General features: G+C 70.3%; 17 protein-coding genes and 1 pseudogene. 8 read left to right on the top strand and 10 right to left on the bottom strand.

Annotation, left to right across the window (positions count from 1 at the left end; genetic code table 11):
• The first annotated feature begins 53 nt into the window (after positions 1–53).
• A complete protein-coding gene (locus V6U82_RS30400) occupies positions 54–1,472 on the top strand; it encodes an FAD-dependent oxidoreductase (RefSeq protein ID WP_334467382.1) in 1,419 nt (472 codons plus the stop codon).
• Positions 1,472–2,719 (top strand): MFS transporter, encoded by a 1,248-nt coding sequence (locus tag V6U82_RS30395; protein WP_334467381.1) that lies wholly within the window; start codon positions 1,472–1,474, stop codon positions 2,717–2,719. The genes V6U82_RS30400 and V6U82_RS30395 overlap by 1 nt, the downstream gene beginning before the upstream one ends.
• 459 nt (positions 2,720–3,178) lie before the next feature.
• Here the strand turns inward: V6U82_RS30395 and V6U82_RS30390 are convergent, their stop codons facing one another.
• The 3 genes from V6U82_RS30390 to V6U82_RS30380 all read right to left on the bottom strand — a co-directional run bounded on the left by V6U82_RS30390 (position 3,179) and on the right by V6U82_RS30380 (position 5,372).
• Positions 3,179–4,558 (bottom strand): rhodanese-like domain-containing protein, encoded by a 1,380-nt coding sequence (locus V6U82_RS30390; protein WP_334467379.1) that lies wholly within the window; start codon positions 4,556–4,558, stop codon positions 3,179–3,181.
• A 131-nt stretch (positions 4,559–4,689) separates the two neighbouring features.
• Positions 4,690–5,046 carry a rhodanese-like domain-containing protein gene (locus V6U82_RS30385; RefSeq protein ID WP_128136283.1) on the bottom strand — a complete coding sequence of 119 codons (357 nt, stop codon included), beginning with the start codon at positions 5,044–5,046 and terminating at the stop codon, positions 4,690–4,692.
• 11 nt (positions 5,047–5,057) lie between these two features.
• Positions 5,058–5,372 (bottom strand): rhodanese-like domain-containing protein, encoded by a 315-nt coding sequence (locus V6U82_RS30380; RefSeq protein WP_334467377.1) that lies wholly within the window; start codon positions 5,370–5,372, stop codon positions 5,058–5,060.
• A 158-nt stretch (positions 5,373–5,530) separates the two neighbouring features.
• Here V6U82_RS30380 and V6U82_RS30375 point away from each other — a divergent pair, with 158 nt between their 5' ends.
• Positions 5,531–5,656 (top strand): thioredoxin family protein, encoded by a 126-nt coding sequence (locus tag V6U82_RS30375; RefSeq protein ID WP_435124013.1) that lies wholly within the window; start codon positions 5,531–5,533, stop codon positions 5,654–5,656.
• A 48-nt stretch (positions 5,657–5,704) separates the two neighbouring features.
• On the opposite strand, the gene V6U82_RS30370 is transcribed toward V6U82_RS30375, so the two are convergent.
• Together V6U82_RS30370 and V6U82_RS30365 are read right to left on the bottom strand one after the other, a co-directional pair.
• Entirely contained in the window at positions 5,705–6,097 is a 393-nt protein-coding gene (locus tag V6U82_RS30370) for a DUF302 domain-containing protein (RefSeq protein ID WP_334467375.1), read from the bottom strand.
• Positions 6,098–6,176: 79 nt separating this feature from the next.
• A complete protein-coding gene (locus V6U82_RS30365; RefSeq protein WP_334467373.1) occupies positions 6,177–7,379 on the bottom strand; it encodes an NAD(P)/FAD-dependent oxidoreductase in 1,203 nt (400 codons plus the stop codon).
• 858 nt (positions 7,380–8,237) lie between these two features.
• Here V6U82_RS30365 and V6U82_RS30360 point away from each other — a divergent pair.
• Positions 8,238–9,305, top strand: coding sequence for a lytic polysaccharide monooxygenase auxiliary activity family 9 protein (locus tag V6U82_RS30360; protein WP_128136264.1), 1,068 nt, complete (start codon positions 8,238–8,240; stop codon positions 9,303–9,305).
• Positions 9,306–9,460: 155 nt separating this feature from the next.
• Complete coding sequence (locus tag V6U82_RS30355) at positions 9,461–10,045, top strand: hypothetical protein (RefSeq protein ID WP_334467371.1); 585 nt, start codon at positions 9,461–9,463, stop codon at positions 10,043–10,045.
• 132 nt (positions 10,046–10,177) lie between these two features.
• On the opposite strand, the gene V6U82_RS30350 is transcribed toward V6U82_RS30355, so the two are convergent.
• Entirely contained in the window at positions 10,178–10,777 is a 600-nt protein-coding gene (locus tag V6U82_RS30350) for a TetR/AcrR family transcriptional regulator (protein ID WP_334467369.1), read from the bottom strand.
• A gap of 129 nt (positions 10,778–10,906) precedes the next feature.
• Here V6U82_RS30350 and V6U82_RS30345 point away from each other — a divergent pair, with 129 nt between their 5' ends.
• Positions 10,907–12,103, top strand: a complete 1,197-nt coding sequence (locus V6U82_RS30345) for an alkane 1-monooxygenase (protein ID WP_334467367.1) — start codon at positions 10,907–10,909, stop codon at positions 12,101–12,103.
• 135 nt (positions 12,104–12,238) lie between these two features.
• Here V6U82_RS30345 and V6U82_RS30340 read toward each other — a convergent pair.
• The 3 genes and pseudogenes from V6U82_RS30340 to V6U82_RS30330 all read right to left on the bottom strand — a co-directional run.
• Positions 12,239–12,697 (bottom strand): annotated as a pseudogene (locus V6U82_RS30340) (transposase); the annotation flags it as partial.
• 38 nt (positions 12,698–12,735) lie between these two features.
• Positions 12,736–13,524, bottom strand: a complete 789-nt coding sequence (locus tag V6U82_RS30335; protein WP_334467365.1) for an ABC transporter permease subunit — start codon at positions 13,522–13,524, stop codon at positions 12,736–12,738.
• A complete protein-coding gene (locus tag V6U82_RS30330) occupies positions 13,517–14,431 on the bottom strand; it encodes an ABC transporter ATP-binding protein (protein WP_128136269.1) in 915 nt (304 codons plus the stop codon). Before V6U82_RS30330 ends, V6U82_RS30335 begins: the two co-directional genes overlap by 8 nt.
• A 79-nt stretch (positions 14,432–14,510) precedes the next feature.
• Here V6U82_RS30330 and V6U82_RS30325 point away from each other — a divergent pair, with 79 nt between their 5' ends.
• Complete coding sequence (locus V6U82_RS30325; RefSeq protein ID WP_128136270.1) at positions 14,511–14,963, top strand: GbsR/MarR family transcriptional regulator; 453 nt, start codon at positions 14,511–14,513, stop codon at positions 14,961–14,963.
• A gap of 178 nt (positions 14,964–15,141) precedes the next feature.
• On the opposite strand, the gene V6U82_RS30320 is transcribed toward V6U82_RS30325, so the two are convergent.
• Complete coding sequence (locus V6U82_RS30320; RefSeq protein ID WP_334467362.1) at positions 15,142–16,407, bottom strand: MFS transporter; 1,266 nt, start codon at positions 16,405–16,407, stop codon at positions 15,142–15,144.
• Positions 16,408–16,521: 114 nt separating this feature from the next.
• Between V6U82_RS30320 and V6U82_RS30315 the strand changes: the two genes are divergently transcribed.
• Entirely contained in the window at positions 16,522–17,115 is a 594-nt protein-coding gene (locus V6U82_RS30315; RefSeq protein ID WP_334467401.1) for a CGNR zinc finger domain-containing protein, read from the top strand.
• Positions 17,116–17,370 lie beyond the last annotated feature (255 nt).

Raw genomic sequence — 17,370 nt, 5'->3', positions numbered from 1 at the left:
CGGCAACACTGCACCTTCTTGATTAGACGATTTTCAACACAAGGGAGTTTTCGATGAGTGTCCTGGACGAGCTGCCCGTCGTGGTGATCGGCGCGGGCCCGGTGGGTCTGGCCGCCGCCGCCCACCTGCACGAGCGTGGCCTTCCCTTCCTTGTTGTGGAGGCCGGTGACACCGCCGGCGCGGCCGTGCGGCAGTGGGGGCACGTGCGGGTGTTCTCCCCGTGGCGCTACAACGTCGACCCGGCCGCCCGCCGGCTGCTCGACGACGCCGGCTGGGTCGCCCCGGCCGAGGACGCCCTGCCCACCGGTGCGGAGCTGGTCGCCGACTACCTTCAGCCCTTCGCGGAGCTGCCGCAGCTCAAGCCCCACCTGCGCTACGGCGCGCGGGTGGAGGCGATCAGCCGGCTCGGCCTGGACCGGCTGCGCACCGCCGGCCGCGAGCAGGCGCCGTTCCTGATCCGCCTCGCCGACGGTGACGAGTTGCTGGCCCGCGCGGTCATCGACGCCTCCGGCACCTGGGGTACCCCCAACGTCCTCGGCGCCTCCGGCCTGCCGGCCCGGGGCGAGAACGGGGTCGCCGCGAACCTGGAGCACGCCCTGCCGGACGTGCTCGGCGCGGACCGGGACCGCTTCGCCGGCCGGCACAGCCTGGTCGTCGGCGCCGGCCACTCCGCGGCGAACACGCTGCTCTCCCTGGCCGAGCTGGCCGCCGCGGAGCCGGGCACGGAGGTGACCTGGGCGATCCGCTCGTCGAGCCCGGCCCGCACCTACGGCGGTGGAGACGCCGACGCGCTGCCCGCCCGCGGCGCGCTCGGTTCCCGGCTGCGCGAGCACGTGGAAGCCGGCCGAATCCGGCTGCTCACCGGCTTCTCCGTGCACGCGCTCACCCCGACCGACGGCCGGGTCGCCGTGGTCGTCCGGCACGCCGACGGCGCTGAGGAGTCGATCGTGGTGGACCGGATCGTCGCCGCCACCGGCTTCCGCCCCGACCACTCCATCGCCACCGAGCTGCGCCTGGACCTCGACCCGGTCATGGGCGCCACCCGAGCACTCGCCCCGCTGATCGACCCGAACGAGCACTCCTGCGGCACCGTCCCGCCGCACGGCGTCGACGAGCTCGCCCATCCCGAGGCCGGCTACTACGCCGTCGGCATGAAGAGCTACGGCCGCGCGCCGACGTTCCTCATGGCCACCGGCTACGAGCAGGTCCGCTCCGTCGTCGCCGCCCTCGCCGGCGACTGGGACGCAGCCCGCGACGTCCGGCTCGACCTGCCCGAGACCGGCGTCTGCAACAGCAACCCCGCCGATTCCACCGGCACCGACAGCTGCTGCGGACCGGCCACGGCGGCGGACACGGCCGGCAGGGGTCTGGCTACCGGCATCTCCGGCGGGCTGCTGTCCGCGCCACTGAACCTCGTCAGCCTCGACGTCGCACCCGCCGGCGACCAGACTGGCGGCTGCTGCGCCAGCTGATGACCATCACCACCGCGGCGCCCGCCGACCCAACGGCCGGCGGGCGTCACGGGTGGCGCATCGTCGCCGCCCTCGCCGTCACCTCCACCATCGGGTACGGCACCCTCTACTACGCCTACGCGGTCCTGCTCGGCCCGATGGCGGCCGGCCTCGAAGCCTCCACCACCGCCGTCACCGGCGCGCTTACCGCCAGCGTCCTCGCGGGCGCGCTGATGGCCATCCCCGTCGGACGGTGGCTCGACCGGCACGGCGGACGGATCCTCATGACCGTCGGCTCGATCACCGCCACCGTGCTCCTGATCGCGTGGTCCCAGGTCCAGACCATCGGGCAGCTCTACGCCGTCATGATCGGCATCGGCATCACCGGCGCGATGGTCCTCTACGAACCCGCCTTCGCCGTCATAGTCTCCTGGCTCACCCCCGACAGGCGCCCCACCGCCCTGCTCGCGGTCACCGTCGTCGCCGGGTTCGCCAGCACCATCTTCATGCCACTCACCGGCTACCTGGTCGCCCACCTCGACTGGCGCGGCGCGCTCCTCACCCTTGCCGCCGTCCACGGCGTCGTGACCGTGCCGCTGCACGCCCGCACCATCCGCAAACCGCCGCACGTCACAGCGTCCAACCCCATGCTGCGAACGGCCCACACCTCGCGGCCCACGGCGGCGCGCGCCGCGATGCGCGACCGCCGCTTCTGGGTCCTCGCCGCCGCTCTCATCGCCCACGGCGCCGCCACCAGCACCATCGGCGTCCACCTCGTCGGCTACCTCACCAGCCGCGGCCACCCGGCTACTTTCGCCGCCACCGCCGCCGGCCTCCTCGGCGTCCTGTCCGTCACCGGACGACTCGTCCTCACCGGCGCCCGACGCCGACTTCCCGTCACCACCATCGTCGCTGGTGTCTTCGCCATCCAAGCAGTCGCCGTCCTCGCCATGCCACTCGCCGCGGGAACCCGCGTCGGAGCCATCGTCACCGTCAGCGGATTCGGGCTCGGCTTCGGCATCGCCAGCCTCGCCACCCCAGCACTCCTCGCCGGCCGCTACGGCACCACCGCCTACGCCACCATCGCGGGACGACTCGCCGCCCCCGTCACCACCGCGAAGGCCACCGCGCCCCTGGCCGGCGCTGCAGTCATCAACCACGGAGGCAACCAGATCCTGCTGGCCGCCGTAGCGACCTGCTGCCTGCTCGCCGCCATAGGCATGCTCGCCGTAGGGGAAGGCGGCACGCGCAGGCGCGAGCCTGCCTGAGAGCGCCGCAATCCGTGAGCGACACGTGCGCTTCGAGAGGGAGCGCTCGTCGCAGGTGCCCTGGGCTCAGGTGTGAGCTGCCCTCACCCGCACAATCGCGACGATTGACGAGCAGGCATGCTGGACAGGTGGCGGACACTGGACGTGACCTTCTGCGTCCGGACCTCTGGATCTGCTCCTACCGGCCCTCAAGGCCGCACGCTCTGCCGGACGGGAGTACGAGGGCCGTGGCAAGTACGTCCCTTGCCAGTCGGTGACGGAAGTATCGCGGAAACGGCGCCTGCTGGCCTCAGACCACGGAAAACACGCTCGGAAGCGGCGCCAACGACGCCGTACAGCAGGTTCGTGTCCCGCGCGAGCGGCCGTGCTGGACGACCAGGCAGCTGCCGCCGCCGACCAGGGCCGCGGGGGACAGGTGGCGGATGTGCCTCGACATTGCCACCTGTCCTCTCGCCCTGTTCAGACGGCGGCGTGCATGGTCTGCCAGGCGCCGTAGCCGCCGAGCAGGTCGGAGACGTCCGCCCGACCGGCGTTGCGGAGCAGGCTGGCCGCCACCGAGGAACGGTAGCCGCCCGCGCAGTGCACGACGACCGGCCGGTCCGCCGGCACCTCGTCGAGGCGCCGCGTCAGCTCGGCGAGGGGGATGTGCAGGGACCCCTGGACGGCACCCTGCTCGCGCTCACCGGCGTTGCGGACGTCGAGCACCACCGGCGCCTCGGGGCGGTCCAGCGCGTCGTGCAGCTCGGTGGCGGTCAACCGGCTCGCGCGGGCCATGTCCGCGGCCATCTCGAGGACCGCGCCTTCGGGTTCGCGGAGGTAGCCGACGACGTGGTCGAAGCCGATCCGGGCGAGCCGTACGACGATCTCCTCCTCCCGGTCCTGCGGGGCAACCACGAGCACCTTGCGGTCCGGGGCGATGACGCTGCCCGCAGTCTCGGCGAACCGCCCGTCGGCCGGGATGTTGACGGCCCCCGCGAGGTGGCCCGTGGCGAACTCCTGCGGGTCGCGGGCGTCGACCACGACCGCGCCGTCGGCGCGGGCCCGGGCGAACTCGGCTGCGTCGAGCGGGCGCGGGGCCCGGGTGTGGTCGAACAGCTCGCGGGCCTTGCGGTTGAGGACGGCGTCGAAGGCGAAGTAGCCGGGCGCGGACGGCTGGCCGCCGGTGACCAGGGCGAGGAACTGCTCCTGGCTCATCGGGGCGCAGGCGTAGTTGGTGCGGCGCTGCTCGCCGATGGTGGACTGGCGCTCGGTGGAGAGGTTCTTGCCGCAGGCCGAGCCGGCGCCGTGAGCGGGGAAGACCCGGACCTCGTCGGGCAGGCCCATCAGCTTGTGCTGGACGCTGTCGTAGAGCATCGCGCCCAGCTCGTCGGCGGTGACGCCGAAGGAGGCGAGCAGGTCGGGGCGGCCCACGTCGCCGATGAACAGCGCGTCGCCGGTCATCACCCCGTACGGCGTGGCGTCGTCGGCGTGCTCGTAGACCAGTACGCTGATCGACTCCGGCGTGTGACCCGGGGTCTCCATGATCTCCAGGGTCACGTCGCCGAGGCTGATCCGTTCGCCGTCGGTGAGCTTGCGGCTCGGGTATTCGGTCTCGGCCCGGCTCCCGTAGCCGATCCACGCGCCGGTCGCCGCGGCCACCTCGAGGTGGCCGGCGAGGAAGTCGGCGTGGAAGTGGGTGTTGATCACCCCTTCGATGGTCAGGCCGTGGGCCTGCGCGTCGGTGAGGTATTCGTCGATGTCACGGCGCGGGTCGACGAGCACGGCCCGGCCGGTGCTCTCGTCGGCGACCAGGTACGAGGCCTGGGACAGGCAGTCGAGGTAGTACTGGGTGAACAACATGGTGCCGAACTCCTTCAGAGTGATGACCAGCGATGTAATCACGATAGCGTATACCCCGGGGGGTATCCAGGGTCGAAGGTCCTGGACCCTCGGGGACCTCCGCAGGGGGGCGGTGCCCCCGCCGGACCGCCTCAGGTCAGGTGCCCGGGCCGTCCGCCCTTGGCCTGGAGTGCCATTCCGGCCTGGGTCCAGGCCCGCATCCCGCCGGCCAGGTTGTAGATCTGGTGGTGGTCGCGAGCGAGCAGCGCGGCCGCCTGCCGCGAGCGGGCCCCGGACCGACACACGGTGATCACCGGCCGTTCTGCCGGGACTTCCCCCACCCGGTCGGCGAGTTGGCCGAGCGGGATGTGCCGGGCCCGGGGCGCGTGGCCGGCACGCCATTCGGCCGGCTCCCGAACGTCGAGCAACAGCCCTCCATCGGCGATCAGCGCCGCAGCCTCCTCGGGCCCGATGGAGGTGTACGGCTTTCCGAAGACCTTCTTCAGCATCCCGCCCGGGTTCACGCGTCCGCTCCCGTCACGACGGCGCGACCGCTGCGGGCCCACCCGCCGGTGCCGCCGGCGACCGACCGGGCGTCGATGCCCGCGCGGGTCAGGAACTGTGCCGCGGACAGGCTGCGGCCACCGCTGGCGCAGATGACGTAGACCGGGCGGCTGCGGGGAAGTTCTCCGGCCACTGCGGCCAGTTGCCCCAGCGGCACCGACCGGGCGCCGGGCACGTGGCCCTCGACGTATTCGAACGGCTCGCGGACGTCCACCACGACGGCCCCGTGGGCGTGCGCGGCGGCGAAGTCCGTCAGGTTCACCTCTTGCATCTCATCCTCCCAACCTGATACCCCCGGGGGTATCTGCTTCGACCATAGCGCGCCGGGCCCGGCTCGGCATTCCGCCGGTCGAGTGCGGATGTGAGCGGTGCGACCAGCGGGAATGTAAGCCCCCAGGAGTAAGGGCCAGCGAGAAGCACGAGGACATCGTGTGCGGCAAGGTGGACACCGAGGTGGAGCAGAGCCTGGCCGCGGCGGCCCGGATCCGGTCGACCCCGACGCTGATGGCCTTCCGGGACGGCGTGCTGGGAGCCGGCGAGCCGCTGACACCCTGACTGCCACGGCGGGGGTGCGAGCCATGATGCCCGCATCCCCGCCGTTTCTCATCCGGAAAGGGCGTCCAGCGCGGCCCGCAGCCGCCGGGTCGCCTCGTCGGCGACCGCCCGCAGGTCGGCGGTGTCGCTCAGCTGCACCATCACCTGCGGGTCGAGCGCCTGCACCAGGGTGGCGTCCGGCCCGTCGGCGCGGACCACGACGTTGCACGGCAGGAGCAGGCCGATGTTCCGGTCGGCCTGCACGGCCCGATGCGCCAGCGGCGGGTTGCAGGCGCCGAGGATGACATACTCCTCGAGTTCGACCCCGAGCTTCTCGTGCAGCGTGGCCCGCATGTCGATCTCGGTCAGCACGCCGAAACCCTGGTCCTTCAGTGCCGCCCGGACCCGCTCGACGGTCGGAATGAACCCGGCGGACACCCGAATGGTCATCGCGTAGCTCATGCTCTGCTCTCCCTGAGGTGAGATCGTGCCAGCCGCGAACGACCGGCGTGAGTGATTCGGCAAAGCCGTGCCGAGCCGGTCAGACGAGGCCGCGCAACATGCCCTGCCAGTACATCGCCGGAAGCCCGTGCCGCTTGAGCAGCCACATGTCGTAGCGGGGCTTCATCGTGTCGATGAGCGGGAAGCTGGGCGTCGGCTTGAGTTCGTAGTCGAACTCGGCCAGCAGCATCCGGTTGCGGGCGGTGACCAGCGGGCAGGAGGTGTAGCCGTCGTAGCGTGCCGACAGCGGTCTGCTCCGGCGCGCGGCGAGCATGTTGGCCACCACCACCGGCGCCTGCTTGCGGATGGCAGCTCCGGTCTTGGAGGTGGGCAGGTTCGCCACGTCACCGAGTGCGAAGACGTCCGGCCATCGGGCGCTCTGAAGGGTGTACTGGTCGACTGCCAGGTAGCCGAACGGGCTGGCGGGGTCGGCGAGGGCGCTGTTCTTGAGCCAGGTCGGCGCGCTCTGTGGCGGTACGGCGTGCAGCAGGTCGTAGTCGACGCTCTCCTTGCTGCCGGACTTGCCGTCGAGGATGACCGCCTGCCGGCTGTCGCCGTCGACCTCGACCAGCTGGGACTCGTAGCGCACCTCGATGCCGTAGCCGGCGGCCACGCCCTTGAGGACCCGCGCCCAGTCCGGCTGGCTGAAGATGGTGGCGGTGGGCAGCAGCAGGATGACGCGTATGTCGTCCAATATGCCCTGCCGGCGCCACCAGTCGGCCGCCAGGTATGCGATCTTCTGCGGGGCGCCGCCGCACTTGATCGGCCCGGCCGGCATGGTGAAGATGGCTGTGCCGCCGCGTACCTGCTGGATGAACTGCCAGGTGCGGGGGGCGAGGTCGTACCGGTAGTTGCTCGACACTCCGTTCCGCCCGACCGATTCGGCCAGACCGGGCACGGCCTCGAAGTCGAGCTGCAGGCCGGGGGCCATGACGAGCTGGTCGTAGGCGAGCGTGTCGCCCCGGGCGAGCGTGACGGTCCGGTTGTCCGGGTCGACGCCGGCTGCCCGGTCCCGGATCCAGGTGACGCCCTTGGGGATGAGCTTGCCCTGCGGCCGTACGGTTTCGCCGGCCTCGGCGAGGCCACCTCCCACCAGGGTCCAGAGCGGCTGGTAGTAGTGCTGCTCGGAGGGCTCGACCAGGGCGACGTCGGTGACGCCCCGGCGACGTAGCCGCGCGGCCACACTGATGCCGGCGGTGCCGCCGCCGACGATGACCACCTGATGATGCCGGACCGCAGTCATGGAACCTCCCAGGTATGAAGGGCGACCGCCGAGCACGCCACCCAGGGGAGGGCGATGTGCCGGCGACCTTCGAGTTCAGCATACCCCTGGGGGTATTCCGTCCCCGATTCTTACCCCCAGGGGTATGGTGGAGGCGAGAGGTGGGGCGATGAATCGTCGACCTCAAATGACCGGCGAGGCGCTGACCAGGTTGGCCGTGGTCTCGAAGGCCATCGACCGTGCCGGCTGCAAGGTCATCGCCTCGGGCATGCGTTACTGCGAGGCCGCGCGCGAGCGCGGCGCTTGCCGCCGACGAACTCGCCGCCGTACTCCGGCGCGAGCGGGCGCACCTCCGGGGCCGGCACCACCTCCTCGTCGCGTTCCATCGCGCTCTGCCGGGACTGCCGATGGCCGACGCGGCCGAGACGGAGATCAGACGGCGCTGGTTGAGCACCTGGCCGACGACCACGCGAGCGCTCGCTACGGACGGCAAGCGGTCGCCACCGCGATCGTCCAGCTCGCCGACCGCGCTCTCCGGCACGCGCTGGGTGCGGGGACGCGGGCGGTGGAGCGGGTACGCCGCATGCTCACTCCGCCGGCCCGACCGCGGATCCTCCACCGCCTCGTCGCCGCCAGCGCGATCGGACTGCTCCTGACCGGGCCGTCGGCCGTGGGCGGACCCGCGGGCGAGTGTGCCCGTTCATCGCCATCGATTTACATTGACAGATGTCTCTACTAGCATTGTCGCTGGGAGTCGCCAAGCGCTGCTGGGCAGCAGTGCCGTCCACCCCTGGGACGGCTTGAATCGATCGGCGTCACCTTCTCCGGGGTGGGCACCCAGCGAGGGCCACTGGGCGCCGGCGCATCCACTGGAGCATCATGAAAATCTCACGGACAGCACGCCGTCTGGGACTGGGCGCGGTCGCAGTTCTCCTCGCCTCGTTCACGATGGTCGTCGTCAACCAGGCCGGTCCGGCCTCGGCGCACGGATCGGTCACCAACCCGCCGTCACGCAACTACGGGTGTTGGGAGCGCTGGGGTTCCGACCACCTCAACCCCACGATGGCCCAGACCGACCCGATGTGCTGGCAGGCGTGGCAGGCCAACCCGAACACCATGTGGAACTGGAACGGCCTGTACCGCGAGAACGTCGGCGGCAACCACCAGGCCGCCGTGCCGGACGGGCAGCTGTGCAGCGGCGGTCGCACCCAGGGTGGCCTGTACGCCTCGCTCGACGCGGTCGGCGCGTGGACCGCGAAGCCGATGCCGAACAACTTCACCCTGACGCTGACCGACGGTGCTCGGCACGGCGCCGACTACATGTTGATCTACATCACCAAGCAGGGCTTCGACCCGACCACCCAGCCCCTCACCTGGAACAGCCTCGACCTGGTACTCCGCACCGGCAGCTACCCGACCACCGGGCTCTACGAGGCGCAGGTGAACGCGGGCAACCGCACCGGGCGGCACGTCGTCTACACCATCTGGCAGGCGTCCCACCTCGACCAGCCGTACTACCTCTGCAGTGACGTGATCTTCGGCGGCGGCGGCAACCCGCCGCCGACGACCCCGCCGCCCACCACGCCGCCGCCGACGACTCCTCCGCCGACGACTCCGCCGCCCACCACGCCGCCGCCGGCCGGAAACGGTGCCTGCACCGCCACCTTCCGCAAGACGAACGAGTGGTCCGGTGGATTCGGGGCCGAGGTCACCGTCCGGGCCGGCAACGCCGCCATCTCCGGATGGACGGTGGCATGGACCTGGCCCAACGGCCAGAGCATCACCAACTCCTGGAACGCGACGGTCACCTCGAGCGGTTCGTCGGTCACCGCGTCGAACGTCGCCTACAACGGTTCCCTGAGCGCCAACGCCACCACCAGCTTCGGCTTCAACGCCTCCTGGAACGGCACCAACTCCACACCCAACCTCACCTGCACCGCTCGGTAACAGCATCTGCGGTGGGGTGGCGCGGGCACGCGCCACCCCACCGTCGGCAGGGCCCCGCGCCGGGGGTGACAGTGCGGACGGACCCGACCTCCGGGCAGAGATCCGTCCGGTGCCCTCCGCCACCACCAGGAACCGCGATGAGGTGAAGAACGATCATGACTTCCCGGCTACGCGTCAGCGGCTGGTACCGAAGCGGCTTCGTGTGGATCGAGGTGTGCCTGCTGGCCGCGTCGATCGGCGTGGCCGCCGTGGTCACCTCGACCACCCCGAAGACGGACCCGGCAGCTCTCCGCCAAGAGATCCTGACCCGGATGCGTACGATCCTCGAGCAGGCGGACCCGACACATCACGGTCACGCCGGGCACACCGCCCCACAGGTACCAGCCGGAGAACAGGCCGCGCCGGCCGTCATCTGCGGAGTCCATGTCTACGGCCACGAGCCCACCGGGGCCACCACACTGGCCGACGTCCGGACGGTCTACGGCTTCCACCTCTGCGGCGTCGCCGAGCAGAAGCGCCATTGGGACGGAGCGGTCAAACTCGTCGGCCCGCTGATCATGGACATGACCACCCAGCCTCCCGGCATCGAGGTGGTCGAGGCGACCGCCGACGTCAGGTTCGTCGACCGGCTGCGGGAGATGTTCCCCGACAAGTACGAGGACCTGGCACTCAGGGAAGCGTTGCCCACATCGGAGATGGCCGACCTGCGGCGCCGGTACGACGCCGCCGCCGGTCTCTGACCCGCCCGGGTGGCGGGATCACGGATCGACGATGTCCAGTCAGTTGAATCGTGTCTCAAGGACTGACTCTGCCGGCAGGTGACCCGCGGGGATGACTCTCCCTCCGCCGTCTGCGGCAGCTGTTGCGCTCGTTCACGTGCGCGGTGGGTCCAGGAAGCGCTGTGCCAGGTCGGCAAGGGCGTCGGCGGTGTTGTCGACGGGCGCGGTCGGCAGCACGATGTGGCTGACGACCAGTCGAGCGATGGATTCGGCGCCGACGGTGACATCATCGGGCGACACCCGGGGCAGGTGCGTGCCCGCCCACTCCCTCAGCACTGTGACGGCGGCGGCCAGGGCCAGGTCGGCGCGGGTGGTCAGGTAGGGGAGCAGGGCGTCGGTGCCTCGGACACTGTTGAGGACGGCTTTGACCAGCGGGTCGGTGCCGGCTTGCGTCAACACGAACGTGACCGCGGCATGGACGGCGGCCCGCACGTCGCTGCCGTGGGCGGACAACGCCTCCCGCACACCGTCCACGAACCGGTCGATCTCGCTGTGTGCGATGGCTTCGCCGAGTCCGGCCTTGTTGGTGAACTCGTTGTAGAGCGTCTGCCTGCTCACTCCCACGCGGGCCGCCACGTCGGCCATTCGTACCGCGTCCCAGCCGCGGTCGATCGCCAGGTCGCGGCCGGCCTTGATGACCGCGTCACGCAGGTGCCGGCGCGCGGTGTGGCGATAAGGCGGAGGGTCGACCATGGTGTCCCGAGTCTATCGACTGGACACAGGCGCCTCGCGTGCCCACCAAATTGACGCAGCGCTAGATATTGTCAAGGACGGGTATCCGTGTGACAGTCGACATAGCGCTCGATACTCCGGAGGCGGTACATGCGGACCTCGGTCGATGCTCCAGCAGTCGCCGCCGACTGGCATGACGGCAAGAAGCACCTGTGGCCACTGGCTCTTCTCGTGCCGGTGCTGCCCTTGCTGGCGTACGCGTTGTGGGAGGCCGACGCGGGGCCCGCGGCCTGGTGGCTCACCCCGGCGGTGGTCTTCGGGCTCATCCCGATCATCGACGTGCTGCTCGGTGACGACGGAGAGAACCCGCCCGACGACATCGCCCGGCGGTTGCAGGAAGTCCTTTACTACCGCTGGATCACGTTCCTGTTCCTGCCGGTGCAGTACGCCGCCCTGCTGCTCGGAGCATGGGTCTGGACGAGTGGCGGCCTCGGTGTCGCCGGCGCCGCCGGGCTGGTCGCCACCATCGGAATCGTCAACGGACTGGCCATCAACACCGCACACGAGCTCGGCCACAAGCGCGAGACGGTGGAGCGGTGGTTGTCGAAGATCGCGCTCGCGCCCACCGGGTACGGCCACTTCTACGTCGAGCACAACCGCGGACACCATGTCCGTGTCGCCACACCGGAGGACCCGGCCAGCGCCAGGCTGGGGGAGAGCTTCTACTCGTTCTGGCCACGTACGGTCTGGGGCAGCCTCGTCTCCGCGTGGCGGCTGGAGATCGGCCGCTTCCGGCTGCGGCACAAGAGTCCGTGGACGCTGCGCAACAACCTTCTCAACGCCGGGCTCATGACCGTCGTGCTCTTCGCCCTGCTGATCGCGGTGTTCGGGTGGCAACTCGTGCCCTTCCTGTTCCTGCAGGCGATCGTCGGCTTCTCGCTGCTGGAAGCGGTCAACTATCTCGAGCATTACGGCTTGTGTCGCCGGCGCACGGCCACCGGCCGCTTCGAGAAGGTCGACCCACGGCACAGCTGGAACAGCGACCGCGTCGTCACCAACGTGTTCCTCTTCCAACTGCAACGCCACAGCGACCACCACGCCAACCCGCTGCGCCGCTACCAGACGCTGCGCAGTTTCGACGTCTCGCCGCGACTGCCCGGAGGCTACGCCTCGATGGTGTTGCTCGCTCTCGTTCCGCCGCTGTGGTACCGGGTGATGAACCCACGGGTTCTGGCGCACTACGGCGGCGACCTGAACCTCGCCAATCGCAACCCCCGCGCCGAGGTCCGGCTGCGTCGCCGCTACGGCCGGCCCGCAGCGGACACCACGGCGGTTCACGCCGCATGACCCGACCAAGGGTTCACAGCGCAACCGCCCACGGTCGACGACCTGATCTCGACGTCGTCGTCGCCCCGCGACCGCGACGGCGATCGGGGAGATCGGCGGGGCCTGTCTCGCTAAAGGTGTTTCCGGCGATCTTGGTTAGTAGGTTTCAGCGGCCGGGAAGCGGTCGCTGAAGGTGATGGCGAAGGCGTTCAGGGCGGGTTTCCAGCGCATCGTCCATCGGGTTCTGCCTGCTCCGGTGGGGTCCAACGATCGGGTCACCAGGTACAGACACTTCAACGCGGCCTGCTCGTTGGGGAAGTGGCCGCGGGCCTTGACCGCCCGCCGGTAGCGGGCGTTGAGGGACTCGATCGCGTTGGTGGAGCAGATGACGGTGCGGATCTCCAGGTCGTAGTCGAGGAACGGGATGAACTCGGCCCAGGCGTTGTCCCACAGCCGGATGACGGCCGGATACCGGCCGCCCCACTTGTCGGCCAGCTTGTCGAACGCGGCCCGGGCGGCGTCGGCGTTGACGGCGGTGTAGATCGGCTTGATGTCGCGCTTGATCTCGTCCCAGTACTTGCGGGAGGTGAGCCGGAACGTGTTGCGGATCCAGTGCCTCGGCCCACGGTGCTGGCGTGGTGAGGGCGATCGGGTCAGCTGGTCAGGTCGCGGCGGTTGAAGGCCGCTACCGCGACGGTCAGCAGGACCGCGATGGTGGCGGCCAGGATGCTCAGGTCGGCCCACTGGAAGCCGTAGCGCAAGGGCTCTCCGCCTATGTAGTAGTGAAAGGGGGAGATGTAGCGGAGGGCGTCGGCGCCGATCTGGCTGGAGAGGGTGCTGGCGGCGTAGGTGAGCACGGCGATGCCCGTGGTGGCCGCCAGGGCGGCAGGCCGGCTGCCGGTGGCCGCGCCGACGGTCATCGCGACCGTCCCGAAGACGACGATCAGCAGGGCCAGGGCGAGACACTGGGCGGCGAACCGGCTGACGGTGATGCTGTCGAGTTGTGCGGCGGGCCGGACGGCCAACATGGCCAGCAGGACCACCACCGCGATGAGGATGGCGCCGACGGTGAGCGCGGCGAAGCGGTGCAGGAGCAGCCGGGTGCGGCTGACCGGGTGGGCGAGGAGCAGGTCGAGGTAGCCGGCTTCCTCGTCGCCGGCGACGGCGCCGGTGCCGGTGGCGATGCCGAAGATGACGGCGACCAGGGGCACGATGATGCCGAACACGCTGGAGCCGAGATAGCCGGCGGCGGAGGCGAGATCCTCCATCCGTAGCGCCTGCCGCAGTGCGGGGGAGAAGCCGTGGACTGTCTGTCCCATCGCGCCGTCGGCAACCTGGGGATAGAAGCCGGCATACATCACCCCGAGCAGGGCGGTGCCGGCGGTGAAGCCGGCCAGTCCTCGCCGGCCGTCCCGCAGCGTCTTGGTCAGCAGGTCAGGCATCGGTGGTCTCCTTGCTCGCAGTGCCGGCCTGGTAGTAGGTGAGGAACAGCTGTTCCAGATCGGGCTCGGTGGCGCGGAGGCTCGCGACCCGCTGCCGGGCGAGTACGCGGATGAGCCCGTCGGGGCTGCCGGCGAGGTGGAACCTCGCGGTCGGGCCGTCGACGGTCAGGCCGGTTACCTCCGCCAAGGCGGCGAGTGCGGTTTCGTCGACCGGGTCGGCGAAGGTGACCTGGAACTCGCGCACGCTGCGGTCGCGGAGCCGAGCCACAGTGTCGAGTGCGACGAGGTGGCCGTCGCGGATGATGCCGACCCGGTCGGCGACCGCCTCGACCTCGCTCATGATGTGCGACGACATGAACACCGTCTGCCCGTCGGCTCTGGCTTCGCGGACCAGGTCGAGGAAGGTCTGCTGCACCAGGGGGTCCAGTCCCGACGTCGGCTCGTCGAGGATCAACAGCTCGGGGCGGTGCATGAAGGCCTGTACCAGGCCGATCTTCTGCCGGTTGCCCTTGGACAGGGTCTTGATCGGTGCCGTCAGATCCAACTCCAACCGCCCGGCCAGTTCGCCTATGCGGGCCTTCGGTACGCCTCCGCGCAGGTCGGCCAGGAATGTCAGGCACTCACCGACGCGCTGCCGGGGGTTGACCACGAAATCCCCGGCGAGGTATCCGATGCGCCGGTGCAGCGCCACCGCGTCCCGGCGCGGGTCGTGCCCGAACACCAGTGCGCGTCCGCTGGTCGGTCGGATCAGGTCCAGCAGCACGCGGATGGTGGTCGACTTGCCGGCCCCGTTCGGCCCCAAATAGCCGAACACCTCACCCTCGGCGACGGACAGGTCCAGGGCCCGCAGACCTCGGCGGCGGCCGTAGGTCTTGGACAGCTTCTCCAGCCGGATTACATCAGCCATGGCTCGCAGAGTATCGAATGTTCAAAGACTTCTGAAGACTGCAAGATGCTAGGATTCGGCCGAGCAGGGGAGGGTGCGGATGGCACTGAGTGGTCCGGCGGAGAAACTGGCACTGACGCTCGCCGAGGGCGGACTGCAACGGATGACGGCGCGAGTGCTGGCGGCGTTGCTGTTCACCGAGCAGGAGACGATGACCGCCGGCGAGATCGCGGACACCCTGGCCATCAGCTCCGGCAGTGTGTCCACCGCCATCAAGTCCCTCGCTACCGTCGGGTTGATCGAGCGGGTACCCGCCCCGGGCAGTCGCCGCGAGCACTTCCGGCTCCGCGAGGACGCGTGGGCCACCCTCATGTCCGGCCAGAACGCGATGATCGGAAGCATGCGGGAAGCCGCCGAAGAAGGCATCACAGTGGCCGGCGAGGGCAGCCTCGCCGGTGCCCGCCTCGCCGAGATGCGCGACTTCTACGACTACCTCTGGCGCGAACTGCCGGCGCTCATCGACAGGTGGCAGAACAAGAAGGACAACAAGTAAGCCTCCACTGCGCGCCGGCGTGGTGAATCACGCGACCCGGCGGCGATGGTGGCACAGCTGTACCTGCTGGTCCGGGCGGGTGAGACGGTGGCGGCGATCGCGGCCTGGTTGCTGCCCCGCCTCGGTCAGAGCGACACCACCCCGGTCCTCCCCACCTCCGGGCAGCTACCCGCCCCGGTCATCGACGTGCTCGCCCTGTTGCCCACGGGATGGGGGTACCGCGCCGGCTGGTCGACGAGTCGGACGGACCGCCACCGACGCCTGCGGGACGGGAGTCCGCACCGAGGCGGTGGCGGAGCGCGGGCCGGATGAGTCGTTCGCCGAGAGCCAGCACCAGGGCGGCTACGCCGAGCAGGGCGCCGATCAGCACTGTAGCGCGCACACCGTGGCTCGGCAGGGCCAGGCCGCCAACGAACGCGCCGGCGGTGATGCCGACGTTGACTGCGGCGGAGACCGCGGCGGCGGCGAGGTCGGAGCGCCCGGGGGCCACCTGCAGAACGAGGCCGCCGAGCGTCGCGGTGAACGCGGCGAATGCCAGTCCGGCCAGTGCGATCAGGCCGACGGACGCCGACGGCCGTCGGCCGAACGTGTACAGGCCGAGCAGTGCTGCCGATTCCAGTGCGACGGTCGTGAGGAGAGCGAGCCACGGGCTGCGGTCCAGCAGCGCGCCGATGGCGAGGATGCCGAGCACGCTGGCGATGCCGCGCACGAACAGGACGGCCCCGACTGCCGAGGCAGAGAATCCGCTCACCTCGGTGACGAAGATGGCGACGTAGGTGTAGGCGGCAATGGCGCCGGCGGTCGTCAGGACGGCCATCGCCACCAGCAGCCAGAAGCGTCGGGCGTCGGGCGTCGCACCTCGGGCGGCGTGGCCGTCTTCCGGCCGCGTCGAGGGCAGCAGCGCCGCCACCACGACGAGTACGACCGCGCCGAGCCCGGCTACCGCCAGGAACGATGCGCGCCATCCGGCGCGGTCGCCCAGCCAGGTGCCTGCGGGCACTCCCAGGGCCAACGCGACGGTGCCGCCGGCGAACACGACCGCGACGACCCGCCCGCGTAGTGCGGGCCGGAACAGCTCGGCCGCAGCCGGCACCACCACGGCCCAGAACAGCGCATGGGTCGTTGCGGTGACCATCCTGGCGACCAGGAGCAGCGCGAAGGTGCTCGTCAGCGCCGTGACGGCGGTGCTGAGGACGAAGCCGGCCAGGAGCGCCGACAGCAGCCGGCGGCGAGGAACCCTGCGGACCAGCGCCGTCAACGGGACCGAGGCGACCATCACCACCGCGCCGTACGCGGTGACGAGCATCCCCACCCGCGGCGGCGAGACGGCCAGGTCCACCGCCATCGGGAGCAGCAGCCCGATCGGCAGCGCCTCGGCGGTGGTGTAGAGGAAGGTCCCACCGGACAGACCGATCAGCGCTCCCACTGCCCGTCCGCGCTTCATCAGACCCCCGTTTCCAGCAAAACACTTTACGATGGAAACATGCTAGTGGTGTCCTTCGATGCAGGTCAACTGGTAAAGTGAGCTTCGATGGAAACATCCGAGGGCGTGACGCGGATGCGCCTGGTAGGCGGCAACCTCGCGCTGGACTTCGTCAACACCCGTACCGGTCCGCCCGTCGGATCTCCGGACGACGACGTGCTGACCGGCTATCCCGAGCTCGTCGCCTGGAGCGTGTACGCGGGTGCGCTCAGCGAGCCGGAGGCGGAGGCGTTGCGCCGGCTGTCACACGATGATCCGGCTGGCGCCCAGACCGCCTTCGCCCGGTCGCTGCGAATCCGCGACGATCTCGACGACGTGTTCCGGGCAGTGGCCGCTGATCGCAGTCCGGGCACGTCCGTACTGGCCCGTCTGCGAGACGACGAAGCGGACGCGCTCGGTCACGCACGACTCGATCAAGGGCGTACGTTCGGGTGGACCTGGCGAGACGACCAGACGCTTGCCCGGCCGCTGCGGCCGGTGGTGCACGCGGCGGTCCAGCTCCTCACCACAGGCGCACTGGACCGGATCAAGGGATGCGGCGGCTGCCGCTTTCTCTTCCACGACGAGAGCAAGAACCGCAGTCGCCGCTGGTGCAGCATGGACGACTGCGGAACGTCCGAGAAGATGCGCCGCTACGTCGCGGCGCGACGCACCCGCGCGACGGGCTGAGCCTCCCCTGCGGCGATCCGGCGGGTCGCGGCAAACCGACAAGTTGGTCAGCCGGGCCCGCCCACCTGCGCGACGCACCGCCGTACCCGCACCTCATCACCAGCCTTCCCGAGCCTGCGGAACGGCGCCTGCTCACCGGTTCGGCAGCGCGTCCACGACCGTGCGGAAAGCCGGAAACGCGTTTCTCCGATCGGCGTTCGCTCCGTAGGATCTCCGGCGATCAAGGGGGATGAAGCGGTGGGCGATTTCCAGCAG

Origin of the sequence: Micromonospora sp. CPCC 205554, from assembly GCF_036902745.1 — a bacterium.
Lineage (GTDB): Bacteria > Actinomycetota > Actinomycetes > Mycobacteriales > Micromonosporaceae > Micromonospora > Micromonospora tulbaghiae.
This window is presented reverse-complemented; position numbering and strand designations above follow the sequence as displayed.

Excerpts from the sequence above, each read along its gene's own strand:
- V6U82_RS30355 (WP_334467371.1), top strand. The coding sequence starts at position 9,461 with ATGACTTCCCGGCTACGCGTCAGCGGCTGGTACCGAAGCGGCTTCGTG.
- V6U82_RS30360 (WP_128136264.1), top strand. The coding sequence starts at position 8,238 with ATGAAAATCTCACGGACAGCACGCCGTCTGGGACTGGGCGCGGTCGCA.
- V6U82_RS30390 (WP_334467379.1), bottom strand. The coding sequence starts at position 4,558 with ATGTTGTTCACCCAGTACTACCTCGACTGCCTGTCCCAGGCCTCGTAC.
- V6U82_RS30315 (WP_334467401.1), top strand. The coding sequence starts at position 16,522 with ATGCGCCTGGTAGGCGGCAACCTCGCGCTGGACTTCGTCAACACCCGT.
- V6U82_RS30345 (WP_334467367.1), top strand. The coding sequence starts at position 10,907 with ATGCGGACCTCGGTCGATGCTCCAGCAGTCGCCGCCGACTGGCATGAC.
- V6U82_RS30320 (WP_334467362.1), bottom strand. The coding sequence starts at position 16,407 with ATGAAGCGCGGACGGGCAGTGGGAGCGCTGATCGGTCTGTCCGGTGGG.
- V6U82_RS30400 (WP_334467382.1), top strand. The coding sequence starts at position 54 with ATGAGTGTCCTGGACGAGCTGCCCGTCGTGGTGATCGGCGCGGGCCCG.
- V6U82_RS30330 (WP_128136269.1), bottom strand. The coding sequence starts at position 14,431 with ATGGCTGATGTAATCCGGCTGGAGAAGCTGTCCAAGACCTACGGCCGC.
- V6U82_RS30350 (WP_334467369.1), bottom strand. The coding sequence starts at position 10,777 with ATGGTCGACCCTCCGCCTTATCGCCACACCGCGCGCCGGCACCTGCGT.
- V6U82_RS30335 (WP_334467365.1), bottom strand. The coding sequence starts at position 13,524 with ATGCCTGACCTGCTGACCAAGACGCTGCGGGACGGCCGGCGAGGACTG.
- V6U82_RS30380 (WP_334467377.1), bottom strand. The coding sequence starts at position 5,372 with ATGCAAGAGGTGAACCTGACGGACTTCGCCGCCGCGCACGCCCACGGG.
- V6U82_RS30370 (WP_334467375.1), bottom strand. The coding sequence starts at position 6,097 with ATGAGCTACGCGATGACCATTCGGGTGTCCGCCGGGTTCATTCCGACC.
- V6U82_RS30395 (WP_334467381.1), top strand. The coding sequence starts at position 1,472 with ATGACCATCACCACCGCGGCGCCCGCCGACCCAACGGCCGGCGGGCGT.
- V6U82_RS30365 (WP_334467373.1), bottom strand. The coding sequence starts at position 7,379 with ATGACTGCGGTCCGGCATCATCAGGTGGTCATCGTCGGCGGCGGCACC.
- V6U82_RS30385 (WP_128136283.1), bottom strand. The coding sequence starts at position 5,046 with ATGCTGAAGAAGGTCTTCGGAAAGCCGTACACCTCCATCGGGCCCGAG.
- V6U82_RS30325 (WP_128136270.1), top strand. The coding sequence starts at position 14,511 with ATGGCACTGAGTGGTCCGGCGGAGAAACTGGCACTGACGCTCGCCGAG.